The 11409-nt window shown below is 53.3% G+C and carries 9 protein-coding genes and 1 tRNA gene; 4 read left to right on the forward strand and 6 right to left on the reverse strand.

Translation table 11 applies throughout. The features are described 5' to 3' along the window. Positions 1–49: 49 nt before the first annotated feature. Positions 50–136: transfer RNA gene (locus RHH53_RS01140), tRNA-Ser, on the reverse strand. A 94-nt stretch (positions 137–230) separates the two neighbouring features. Here RHH53_RS01140 and RHH53_RS01145 point away from each other — a divergent pair. Next, positions 231–914, forward strand: a complete 684-nt coding sequence (locus tag RHH53_RS01145) for a class I SAM-dependent methyltransferase (RefSeq protein ID WP_310743980.1) — start codon at positions 231–233, stop codon at positions 912–914. Between the two features lie 34 nt (positions 915–948). On the opposite strand, the gene RHH53_RS01150 is transcribed toward RHH53_RS01145, so the two are convergent. The 5 genes from RHH53_RS01150 to RHH53_RS01170 form a co-directional block, all read right to left on the reverse strand. Beyond that, a complete protein-coding gene (locus tag RHH53_RS01150) occupies positions 949–1302 on the reverse strand; it encodes a hypothetical protein (protein WP_310743981.1) in 354 nt (117 codons plus the stop codon). Beyond that, complete coding sequence (gene cbiD / locus RHH53_RS01155) at positions 1303–2406, reverse strand: cobalt-precorrin-5B (C(1))-methyltransferase CbiD (RefSeq protein WP_310743982.1); 1104 nt, start codon at positions 2404–2406, stop codon at positions 1303–1305. 5 nt (positions 2407–2411) lie between these two features. Continuing rightward, a complete protein-coding gene (locus tag RHH53_RS01160) occupies positions 2412–3092 on the reverse strand; it encodes a HEAT repeat domain-containing protein (protein WP_302677043.1) in 681 nt (226 codons plus the stop codon). A gap of 107 nt (positions 3093–3199) precedes the next feature. Then, positions 3200–5638, reverse strand: coding sequence for a phosphoenolpyruvate synthase (ppsA, locus tag RHH53_RS01165; RefSeq protein ID WP_302678626.1), 2439 nt, complete (start codon positions 5636–5638; stop codon positions 3200–3202). A gap of 360 nt (positions 5639–5998) precedes the next feature. Further along, a complete protein-coding gene (locus RHH53_RS01170) occupies positions 5999–7294 on the reverse strand; it encodes a glutamate-5-semialdehyde dehydrogenase (RefSeq protein WP_302679139.1) in 1296 nt (431 codons plus the stop codon). 121 nt (positions 7295–7415) lie between these two features. On the opposite strand from RHH53_RS01170, the gene glgA reads away from it, so the two are divergent. From glgA to hrcA, 3 genes are all read left to right on the forward strand, one after another. Then, entirely contained in the window at positions 7416–8840 is a 1425-nt protein-coding gene (glgA, locus tag RHH53_RS01175; protein WP_302678627.1) for a glycogen synthase GlgA, read from the forward strand. Between the two features lie 20 nt (positions 8841–8860). Continuing rightward, positions 8861–10159, forward strand: a complete 1299-nt coding sequence (locus RHH53_RS01180; protein WP_206200702.1) for a recombinase family protein — start codon at positions 8861–8863, stop codon at positions 10157–10159. A gap of 136 nt (positions 10160–10295) precedes the next feature. Then, complete coding sequence (gene hrcA, locus RHH53_RS01185) at positions 10296–11354, forward strand: heat-inducible transcriptional repressor HrcA (RefSeq protein WP_206200703.1); 1059 nt, start codon at positions 10296–10298, stop codon at positions 11352–11354. Positions 11355–11409 lie beyond the last annotated feature (55 nt).

Raw genomic sequence — 11409 nt, forward strand, 5'->3', positions numbered from 1 at the left:
AGTGATGTTTCGGCGGCTAGAGCAGTTCTAGCTGCCTTTTTTCATCCAACGGAGAGAGAGGGATTCGAACCCTCGGTGACATCACTGCCACACTCGATTTCAAGTCGAGCGCATTCGACCACTCTGCCATCTCTCCCAGTATCCTATATTGTAACCTCAGCTAGGATAAGGTAGAGCCACAAGAAGTCGCTGCCGGAAATACTCCCATGAGTTTTAGTCCAGAGTACCTAATGACAACAGAAGCCTTAGCCCATAACCAGAAAAGAATGGACGGCTATTTTGGGGATTTTTTTGGCCTGATGCGGAAGGCACTCGTTGCTGGTGGCTCAGAGCTGGGGTTAGGAATGACCCTATTTTCTCTAGCCGTAAGTATTCGCGCTACTCGGATCATTGAAATTGGACGTTTTAAGGGCTTTTCAACTCTCTGTCTAGCAAGTGCCCTACGATTCATTGATATTGGCTGGCAAGAACCACAACAACATAAGCAGCGACCTGACATCAATTACAACGAATTTGAAGCGCCGAAAAAACGACAACTGCTTTCAATTGATCCATTTCCAACCAAGGAAGCTGAGGAATTAATTCTTGAAGCAAATCTTGAAAACTATGTTGAATTTATTAATACCCGTTCAGATGAAGTCACGATTGACGGTTTAGTTGATCTCATTTTTATTGATGGCGATCATAGTTATGAGGGGTGCAAAGCGGATGTTTTTAATTATGTGCCTTGGCATTTACGACCGGGTGGCTACTTTATTTTGCACGATTACTATGGCTGGTATGATGCTGAAGGTAATAATAACTCACCCGTGAAGCAAGTTATCGATGAATTGATTGGAGAGGAACTATTTGAGCATATCTTAATTGATACTGGCTATCAATCTTTTACCGTCTTTAGAAACTCCAATCCTTAGTAGACTACTTTTCTTAGCTTCTATGAGATCAACCCTAACTCTGAGATAGATATTCGTTAATGTTCAGTTCATCACTAACATTGATATTGGGATTTTCCTCATCGGGATAGAATACAATTTCTAATCGCACTCTACCCTTATGCCAACCCGTCTTATCGAGCATCATAACTCTTGCTGAGCAACTTCTAACTAATGGTGGAATCAATCTAGCATCATTAAAAATAAGCTTTAGAAATTCTTCTGGATAAGTAATATCAGTATTACGGTGTTTGTAAATAATTCTTGAGTTATCATCTTCATTCGGGATAAAACGAATGACCTCTTCGCGATCAAGAACATGGCAGTTTGTACTCATAAGTGCTGGTACACATTTTATTGAGTCTTTCACTTAGTATAGCCTAATCCTTGTCAAAATTAGGTTTCCTGCCTCGCTGATGGCAACAATTTGGCGATCGCGCCCAAACAAAGCACATCCCACCTGTAATGACCGCCCCATGGGAGCAGCACAATGGGCATGGATATAGGTAATGGCGCGCTCATCAATGCGGTTGGCAATGTGGCTGAGAATCTCAGGCAAGGCTTGGGGAGCCATTGTTGCTAAAAATTTGAGGGCAGCTTCAACCGTTGGTGCTTGCCACACCTGATGCAGAATCTCTGGGTCTAAACCTGCAAGGGCACAAAAGGCGGTGAGAATTTCTTGGCGAGCATCCGCAAGGTGGTGATGGGTATGGAAAATGCCGCCAGCGAGTTTAATTAATTTGCCGTGGTAGCCCAAGAGGAGCAACTGTTGAACCTTGTGTTGAGCAGCGGCCACCAGCATTGGCCCTAGCCAATTGGCAGTTTTTACACACAGGGAAGGGGGAATCTGGAGTTGCTGCGCCACCTGAAGGCCGTTCTCGCCAATACAAAAGACGAGGATGGGAGATTTTGCTGCCTTCTGGGCTAAGTCCTCGCGATAGCGATCCAGTTGCTCCGAGGCTGTGAGGGGTTGGGCTAAGGCAGTGGTTCCCAGTAGGGAGAGTCCCTCAACAATGCCAAAAGCCGCATTCGAGGTGCGCTCTGCCAAATCTCGCCCTTGGGGCAGGAGAATCGTGACGGCGATCGCCCGCTCCTTAGGACAATAGAGCAACAGGTTAGTGGTTAACAACAAGCGGGCATAGCGGTAGATAGCTGCCTCGCCCGTGGCGCGATCGCGCCCCACCCCAAAGCCTCCCTCAATGTGAATTTTGGGAGCCGTTACAGGGTCTTGCCAGCGCACCCAAGCCCAGATCGGGGTATGGCGGGTGAGATCAAGGGGATCACTGGGTTCACTGTAGGTAATGGCTAAGGCCTGTTGGGCATCTAAGCATGCCCCTTGGGCAATCCTAAAGGTTTCACAGCGGTTGGGGCGCAGCAGCGCAAGGGTGATTTCCTTAGGACAGGTTCCTTCCGTAAGGCAACGCAATGCCGCCACCGCCGCCGCCGCCGCAAAAACTGGTAGCGTATAACCCACGGGTGTTAAGTAGTTAACTGAGCCAAACTAGTGCGAGCCGCTTCGGCAACCGCTTCCGCAGAATCAGTGGTCAACTGTTCCAGCAGGGGGCGAGTCTCTGGAGTGCCAATTTGGCCAAGGGCGATCGCTAGGCGATGGCGGACTTGCCAATCGGGATACTCGACAAACTGCCGCAGCTGGACAATGCTTTCTGGTTGTTTCAGTTCACCCAAGGAACCAATGGCGGCTAATTTCACCAATTCTTGGGGATTATTGAGGGCTTCCGTGAGCAGCCCAACAGCAGCAGGATTGCCTAGGGCACCCAAGGCGGCAATGATACTAAACTGCAACAGCCAATCATCGGTACTGTGGTAGGCCGTTTCTAAATCTTCAAGGGCAAAGGGAACTTGTAGGGCAGCCATCGCATCCGCTGCAGCAGCACGGACATCCGTTTCGCTGTCATGGAGCAGGCGATCGCGCAACAGGTCATGGGCTTGATTGAGATTGACGTGCCCAAGGCTGGCAATTTGACTCACCGCAGCGTAGCGGACACGGGAATTTTCATCTTGGCTGAGGGGTTGAATGAGCCGAAAGGCATCGTTGGGGTCAAGGCTACGCAGTTGATTGATGCCCCGCAGGCGATCGCCCACATCCGCTGAGGTAATGAGTTCCTGAATTGCTGCTGTGTCCACGCCAATATTCTCCACCTGATTCCTTTGATCCTACTGGGTTGCGTCACCCACAGAAAAGGGCAGAGCGATCGCGGCTTCAATTCTCTGCCCTCAGCTTAGGCGTTGTCACTGGGTTGTGCACTCTAGGCCTGTTTTTCAGCCTCAGCAATTTGCAGCATCGTCTTCAGGACGGAGTCGGGGTTGAGGCTAATGGAGTCAATCCCTTGCGCTACCAAGAATTGAGCAAACTCAGGATAGTCACTGGGGGCTTGACCACAGATGCCAATTTTGCGCCCCTTGGCCTTCGCCGTTTGAATCGCTTGCGCCACCATGCGTTTGACCGCTTCATTGCGTTCATCAAACAGGTGCGCCACCAAGGCCGAATCGCGATCCAACCCCAGTGTGAGTTGCGTCAGGTCATTGGAGCCAATGGAGAAGCCATCAAAGACCTCGGCAAAGGCATCCGCCAACACCACGTTGCTGGGGAGTTCGCACATCACATAGACTTGCAGACCATTTTCCCCTTGCTTCAGCCCATGTTTGGCCATCTCTGCCAGTACTCGCCGTCCTTCCTCTGGGGTACGACAGAAGGGAATCATCAGAATCACGTTCGTCAGCCCCATCTCATCGCGGACTTTCTTCATGGCGCGGCATTCAAGGGCAAAGCCTTCGGCATAGTTGGGGTCGTAGTAACGGGAGGCGCCCCGCCAGCCAATCATTGGGTTTTCTTCATGGGGTTCAAACTGGCGACCGCCCAAGAGGTTGGCGTACTCATTGCTTTTGAAGTCGGACATGCGCACGACCACAGGCTTGGGATAAAAGGCGGCAGCGATCGCCCCAATCCCCTGAGCCAACTTATCGACAAAGTATTCCGCCTTGTCGGTGTAGTTTTGAGTCAGCTCGGCAATTTTCAGCTTCGCCACCTCATCGGTCAACTCATCGTAGTGGAGCAATGCCAAGGGATGGGTCTGAATGTGGTTAGCAATAATGAACTCCATACGTGCCAACCCCACCCCATCATTGGGAATTGCCGCCAAGCTGAAGGCTTCCTCGGGGTTACCCACATTCATCAGGATTTGGGTGCGGGTTCGCGGCAGATTTTCCAGAGCCACTTCCTCCACATGGAAGGGCAGCAATCCCTGATAGACGTGCCCCTCTTCCCCTTCTGCACAGGAAACTGTGACCTCAACACCATTGGGGATGGTTTCGGTGGCATCGCCACAACCGACAATGGCAGGAATGCCCAACTCACGGGCAATAATCGCCGCATGGCAGGTGCGTCCCCCCTGATCGGTGACAATGGCACTGGCTTTTTTCATGATGGGCTCCCAATCAGGATCCGTGCGGTGGGTCACCAGCACTTCCCCCGCTTGGAACTGATCGATATTGCGGACATTGAGAATGACGCGGGCACGGCCTTGGCCAATCATTTCGCCAACTGCCCGACCTGTGGCAAGGAGCGTTCCTTTTTCTTTGAGATGGTAGCTGCGCAGCACGTTCGTGGCTTTTTGGGATTGGACGGTTTCGGGGCGCGCCTGCACGATAAAGAGTTCACCTGTGAGGCCATCCTTTGCCCACTCAATATCCATCGGGGTGTAGGTTCCCCGCAGAGCAGAGTAGTGCTCCTCAATGAGGCAGGCCCAGCGGGCTAGGGTGAGGATTTCTTCGTCGCTGAGGGCAAATTGTTTCCGCAGGGGCTCAGGCACGGGTTCATTGCGGGTGAGCTTCGTCCCGCCAAGGGCATAAACCATGCGAATTTCTTTGGTGCCGAGGGCTTTTTTCAAGATGGGTTTATAGCCCGCCTTCAAGGTTGGCTTAAAGACCAAGTATTCATCGGGGTTGACGGCGCCTTGAACAACGTTTTCACCCAAGCCATAGGCGGCCGTGATCAGGGCAGTGTCCTTAAAGCCCGTTTCTGTGTCAATGGAGAACATCACCCCAGAGCAGGCCAAGTCGGAGCGCACCATTTTTTGCACCCCCACCGACAGGGCCACATTGAAGTGGTCAAAGCCTTTGATCTGGCGGTAGGAGATCGCCCGATCCGTAAAGAGTGAGGCAAAGCAGCGATGACAGGCGTCGAGAACGCCCTTGAGACCATGGACATTGAGGTAGGTTTCCTGCTGACCGGCAAAGCTAGCATCGGGCAAATCTTCAGCGGTGGCACTGGAGCGAACCGCCACGTCCGTATTCGGGCCATAGCGATCGCACATTTTTTGGTAGGCGGCAGCAATCGCATCCGTCACTTCTTGGGGAAACGGCGTGTGCAAAATTAGCGAGCGAATCGCTTGCCCCACGCGGTGGAGTTCTGTGACATCCTCGACATCGAGACCTTCAAGGAGCCGCCGCAGTTGGGTATCAAGATTTCCCGCTTGGATAAAGTAACGGTAGGCATAGGCTGTGGTCGCAAAACCATCGGGGACATTAATGCCTTTGGGCGTCAGTTGTTGGAGCATTTCCCCCAAGGAAGCGTTTTTGCCCCCCACTAGGGGCAGGTCTTTGCAGCTCAAGGAATTCAGTTCTAAAACAAACGCTGTTTCCCGATGGGTCACTTCACTGGTTGGTCTAGGGATGGATTGAGTCATTGTTATGCTCCCAAACATTAAGTTTCATTGATTAAATTGCCGTTTGCTGTCCCTCTGGGGATGCAACAGCAGTGCTTGAGCCGTTAAAGTTTTGAGTGTCTTTGGCTCCCTTTGCTATCGTGAATCTGTGAATCACCTAACTGCACGCAATTCCCAAGTCAGACTTGTCCGTTGCCAAACGCAGGCTGCTCCTTTGCTCAGACACTGGGTAAAGCACGCAACACATTTCCAACGGAGACTGGATAGGCAAAGTTTGCAGCGGTCATCATCTGCACGGTGGTTAAATCACTATTGCCCTATATCTCCATTCTGAAACAGAAAAATTGGCTGTGTTTGTTGCTTAACAATCCCTTAAATTCGTTAGGATTCCAAATCACGATGGGTAAAGGGTTTGGCATTGGCGCCGCTATAGGTTGCCACAATGTGGCCATTCCCCACCAGTTGGTATTTGTAGGTAACTAATCCCTCTAGCCCCACCGGGCCTCGCGGCGGTAGTTTGTGGGTACTGATACCGACTTCAGCGCCAAAGCCATAGCGGAAGCCATCGGCAAAGCGGGTGGAGCAATTGTGAAAAACGCCAGCGGCATCCACCTCTTGCAGAAAACGGGCGGCGGCGGCAGCATCCTCGGTAACAATGGCTTCAGTGTGCCCCGATCCATAGGTGGCAATGTGATCCAGCGCGGCATCGAGATCGGGAACAACTTTGATAGAGAGGATCAAATCGCAGTATTCTGTCGCCCAGTCGGCTTCACTGGCAGGGGTCATGGGCACAAGGTGGCAGGCGATCGCATCCCCCCGCAATTCCACCCCTGCTTTCTCAAGGGCAGCAGCCACTTTGAGTAAAAAGGCCTCGGCAATGCCCCGATGGACAAGAAGCGTCTCAATGGCGTTACAGGCAGCCGGGTACTGGGTTTTGGCGTCGAGGGTAATGGCGATCGCCTTCTCCAGATCCGCAGCGACATCCACATAGAGATGACACAGACCATCGGCGTGCCCCAGCACAGGAATCCGCGTGTTGTTCTGGATATAACGTACAAATTCATTGGAACCCCGCGGAATGATCAGATCAACCCATTGATCCAGTTGCAGCAATTCCGTAATTTCTGCCCGCCGCATCAGGAGGGCGATCGCCCCAGCGGGCACTGCCGACTTCTCTAGCCCTCTGTGAATGGCCTGCATAATCGCTTGGCACGAGCGACTCGCCTCCTGTCCTCCCTTGAGAATGGCGCCATTCCCCGATTTAATTGCCAAGGAAGCAATTTGCACGACGGCATCGGGACGCGCTTCAAAAATTACCCCCAGCACCCCCAAAGGGCAGGTGACGCGACTGAGAATTAAGCCTGTATCCAATTCGCGATGGAGTTGGCGCTGACCTAGAGGATCCGCAAGGGTCGCCACTTGACGCACCCCGGCGATCGCCGCCGCTAGTTTACTGGGACTCAGTTCCAACCGCGCATAAAGAGAAGGATTGAGCTGATTGGCCTTGGCCTGCTCACAGTCGGCAGCATTGGCCGCCAGAATCTCCTCCCGCGCCGCTTCAAGGGCACAGGCCACCTGCTCTAGGGCATCATTGCGGGCAGTGGCATCCAGCTGAGCCAACAGACGCGCCTGCTCATGAACTTCTTTGACCCGTTGCACGAGGGGAGAATCTGCCATAGGGGTTGCCAATTCCAAAGACGTATAAGAGCGATCGTACGCCAAATTGTCCCGCACTTGTGGTAGGTTAACGGCAATTGCGTTGCCCTAGAATTGGCCAAAAAACAGGTTCAGGAGGATCATGCGAATTCTATTTGTTGCTGCTGAGGCGGCACCGCTGGCGAAAGTGGGGGGCATGGGAGATGTGGTGGGTTCCCTGCCCAAGGTGTTACGCCGCATGGGACATGATGTGCGCATCTTTATGCCCTACTATGGCTTCTTGCCCGACAAGGTGGAGATTCCCAAGGATCCCATCTGGATTGGCCATGCCATGTTTCAGACGTTCCATGTCTATGAAACGGTGTTGCCGGGGTCGGATGTTCCCCTTTACCTGTTTGGCCATCCCTGCTTTAATCCCCGCCGCATCTACTACGGGGAGGATGAGGACTGGCGGTTCACCTTCTTTGCCAATGGGGCAGCAGAATTTGCTTGGAACTACTGGAAACCCCAGATTATCCATTGCCACGATTGGCACACGGGAATGATCCCAGTGTGGATGCATCAGGATCCCGACATCACCACTGTGTTCACCATTCACAACTTGGCCTATCAAGGGCCCTGGCGGTGGCGCCTCGAGCAAATTACTTGGTGTCCGTGGTACATGCAGGGGCACAATACGATGGCAGCAGCACTGCAGTATGCCGATCGCGTCAATACGGTTTCGCCTACCTACGCCGAACAGATTAAAACCCCCGAATATGGTGAGAAATTGGAAGGGCTGCTGTCGTTTATTAGTGGCAAGCTCTCCGGCATTCTCAATGGCATTGATACAGAGGTCTTTGATCCCAGTACCGATCGCGCCCTTGTGCAAAACTACACCGTAGATACCCTTGAGCGGCGTAAGGCCAACAAAATTGCGCTCCAAGAGGAACTGGGGTTGGAGGTGAATTCCGGTGCTTTCTTGGTGGGGATGGTCACCCGCTTGGTGGAGCAAAAGGGGTTGGATCTGTTGATTCAGGTGCTGGATCGCTTTTTGGCCTACACCGATAGCCAGTTTGTCCTCTTGGGAACGGGCGATCGCTACTACGAAACCCAAATGTGGCAAATTGCCTCACGGTTTCCGGGGCGCTGTAGTGTCCAGTTGCTCTACAGTGATGTCCTGTCGCGGCGGATCTATGGCGGTGCCGATGCCTTCATCATGCCGAGTCGCTTTGAACCCTGTGGCATTGCTCAGATGATTGCCCTGCGCTATGGCTGTGTGCCGATTGTCCGTCGCACGGGTGGCCTTGTGGATACCGTCTCTCACCATGATCCAGAGCGGCAAACGGGAACGGGCTACTGCTTTGACCGCTATGAACCCCTTGACTTCTACACCTGTCTAGTGCGGGCGTGGGAAGGGTATCGCTACAAACGGGAGTGGCACACCCTCCAGCAGCGGGGTATGCGCGAGGACTTTAGCTGGACAAAATCAGCACTAGCCTACAATGCCCTCTATAACTCCATTTATGGCTTGCCGCCGGAGACCATGCCCAATCCTAGTCCAACCCTAGTACCGGCAACGACCTGATCCTCAGGACGATGTAATGTGTGGTCATTATTGCCTACGAGTACATTGATCCCCTCTGGCAGCCCCTCCCCGATCCCCAAGGGTGGGGGCAGGAGATTGACCACTGGGTACTGGATGTGGAGGCTGCTCGGCCGCAGTTGCGGTACTGGTTGCAGCGGTTAGCACCGGGCTATTGGCTGTTGCACCAATTAAGTGCCCTTGGCCAAACGGTGATGGAAGTGAGCGATCGCCTGCGGCAACTGGAGGCAGCGGGTATTATGGTGATTGCCCTAGCCGAAGGCTACGTGAGCGATCGCCCCCCCAGCGGAGATCAGCTGCTATCCCTTTGGGATCAAGTAAAGCAGCAACTCCATCACCACACTCTCTGCCATGGCCATGCCCGCAATCGCCTCAAGCACCGTCCGCCGCCGGGTCGTGCTCCCTATGGCTATCGCCGGGGCAAAGAGCACTATGTCATTGATCGAGCGGCAGCCGTTGTCGTCAAGGATTTTGTCGAGCATTTTCTCCTCTATGGCTCCCTCAGTGCAGCGGTGCGCTTTATTGCCACCACCCACCACAAGCAGATTAGCGTAGCGACCGGTCGGCGCTGGTTGACCCACCCCGTCTATCGCGGCCATCTCTACTACCAAGGGAAAACGGTGATTCCTCAGACCCATGCCCCCCTGATTGCCCCCGATGAAGCGGCTCAGGTGGATCGGCTGTTGCGACGCCAACGCTCTCTGCCTCGTCGCAGTGCTAGTGCCCCCCATCCTCTGGCGGGATTGGTGATTTGCCGCCAATGTCAGCAACGCTTTGGCCGGACTCAGGTGCAGCCTTACCGCCAACCGAGCCAATATGCCTACTTGCGTCCCCTGCACTGTCCCCTCTCCCCCAAATGTCGCAGCATTCCCTACGACGCGGCCTTGGCTGCTGTGATTGATCAAATTGCTGAGCGCCTGCCGCCCGCGATCGCCCAACTGTCGCTGCCGCCGCCACCGTTGACGGCTCAACTGCAAGCAATTGAAACCCAACTGCACCGCCTTGCCGAACTAGAAGCCCAAGGCCTCTTGGATCCCGAAACCGCTCAACTGCGCCGCTATAAACTGGCTGGGGAACGGGCACAAATTGAGGCACAGCAGGCCCAATTGCCCCCTAGTAATCTTTTGCAACTGGCGGTGACCCTTGGTCAGCCGCAATTTTGGTACCAACTCTCGGCAGCAGAGCAACGGTTCTATCTACGGGAGTTTTTACATGCCATAGCGGTCACCAGCCGCCCGCCACAGCCTTGGTCGATCCATCTGCAATTTATTTGGGAATCCCCCATTGGCAGTACTGCTTAGCCATTTCTAGCTGAGTTTTTAGTCACAAAAGACCAATCGCCATAGCCGCAAGTTGCAACTCAGAATTGCTGAAATACAAAGGCTAGTTTATAGATAGATAAAAAACACAGATAACAAGTCACAGGTGTAAGGGGTTATGACGATTGAACTCAGCGATCGCCAAAAGCAAATTCTTGGCGCCACGATTAACCATTACATTGCCACGGCAGAACCCGTCGGCTCAAAAGCGATCGCCACGGAATACAACCTCAACGTCAGCCCGGCCACGGTGCGCAATACGATGCTGCTCCTCGAAAAAAGTGGCCTGCTTTACCAACCCCACACCTCCGCAGGGCGGGTGCCCTCTGATTCTGGCTATCGCGTCTATGTGGATGAACTGATCCAGCCCATTCCCGATGTGGCTCGCAAAGCCGAGAGTCTCTTGAGTGAGCGGTTTATCTGGGGGCAACAACGCCTTGAGGTGATCTTGCGGCAAGCGGCGCAGTTGCTTTCGGATCTCAGTGGTTACATTACCCTGATTACGCTCCCCAATCGTTTGGAGCGGCAGATTCGGGTGATTCAACTGGTCGCCTTGGATTCCCAGCAGGTGATGGTGATTCTTGTGCTCGATACCTACGAAACCCAGTCGGCACTGATCCAATTGGGGCAAGGGGAAGAAGACCCTGAGCTACGGGAGCGCACCCTCCAGGTACTGACCAACTTCCTCAATCATCAGTTGCAGGGGCGATCGCTGGTGGAACTCAGTGCCATTGACTGGCAAAAACTGGATTTGGAGTTTCAGACCTACAGTCAGCAGCTTCAGACCCTACTGCGGCAGTTGAGCGATCGCTACAGCCACCAAGGCACTTCCTTTGTCATCAGTGGTCTTGCCGATGTTCTCCAGCAGCCAGAGTTTTCCCAAGTGGAGCAGGTGCAAATGCTACTGCATCTTCTCGAAGACCAACAGGATCAACTGGCTCCCTTGATCAGTGGCGATAGCCAAGCCCCCTCGCAGGTGCAAATCCGCATTGGCAGTGAAAATACCTTAGCGCCGATGCAGTCCTGTACACTGGTTTATTCCTGCTATTGCTATGGGGACTCCCCCGTGGGCAGTATTGGCATTCTAGGGCCGACGCGGATGCCCTATGCACGGATTATTCCCCTAGTGGCCACAGCGGCAGATTATCTAACTGAACAGGTGAGTCGCCGCAAGTAAGAAAATCAAAACATCCGAGAATTCTTGTGCAGTCAACGGCCGGCTTTATCATGCA

It is taken from the genome of Thermosynechococcus sp. PKX82 (genome assembly GCF_031583255.1).
Classification (GTDB): domain Bacteria; phylum Cyanobacteriota; class Cyanobacteriia; order Thermosynechococcales; family Thermosynechococcaceae; genus Thermosynechococcus.

What these genes read in the sequence shown, in the direction of transcription:
- RHH53_RS01145 (WP_310743980.1), top strand. Translation starts at nt 231, where the DNA reads ATGACAACAGAAGCCTTAGCCCATAACCAGAAAAGAATGGACGGCTAT.
- ppsA (WP_302678626.1), bottom strand. Translation starts at nt 5,638, where the DNA reads ATGACTCAATCCATCCCTAGACCAACCAGTGAAGTGACCCATCGGGAA.
- hrcA (WP_206200703.1), top strand. Translation starts at nt 10,296, where the DNA reads ATGACGATTGAACTCAGCGATCGCCAAAAGCAAATTCTTGGCGCCACG.
- RHH53_RS01170 (WP_302679139.1), bottom strand. Translation starts at nt 7,294, where the DNA reads ATGGCAGATTCTCCCCTCGTGCAACGGGTCAAAGAAGTTCATGAGCAG.
- glgA (WP_302678627.1), top strand. Translation starts at nt 7,416, where the DNA reads ATGCGAATTCTATTTGTTGCTGCTGAGGCGGCACCGCTGGCGAAAGTG.